The following is a 293-nucleotide window of genomic DNA, read 5'->3' on the forward strand; positions in this document are numbered from 1 at the left end:
ACACGAGGTGGGCTGCCTGGTGATGGCCGACGTCTCCTCGTACGACGAGGGGGTGCGCGCCGCGGAGCTGGGCGCCGACCTGGTCGGCACCACGCTCTCCGGTTACACCGCAGGGTCCGTGCAAGGCGAGGGCCCAGACCTGCGGTTGGTGGAGCGGTTGGCCCGGGCACTGCCTGAGCGCGTCATCGCGGAGGGCCGCATCCACACCCCCGCGCAGGCCGCGCAGGCGCGGGAGGCCGGCGCGCACGCGGTGGTGGTCGGGACGGCGATCACTCACCCGAGCACGCTCACCG

Annotated in this window: 1 pseudogene; it reads left to right on the plus strand. The window is 74.4% G+C overall.

Annotation, left to right across the window (positions count from 1 at the left end):
• Positions 1–293 (plus strand): annotated as a pseudogene (locus AN216_RS00120) (N-acetylmannosamine-6-phosphate 2-epimerase); the annotation flags it as partial.

The sequence above is a fragment of the Streptomyces oceani genome (assembly GCF_001751245.1).
Lineage (GTDB): Bacteria > Actinomycetota > Actinomycetes > Streptomycetales > Streptomycetaceae > Streptomyces > Streptomyces oceani.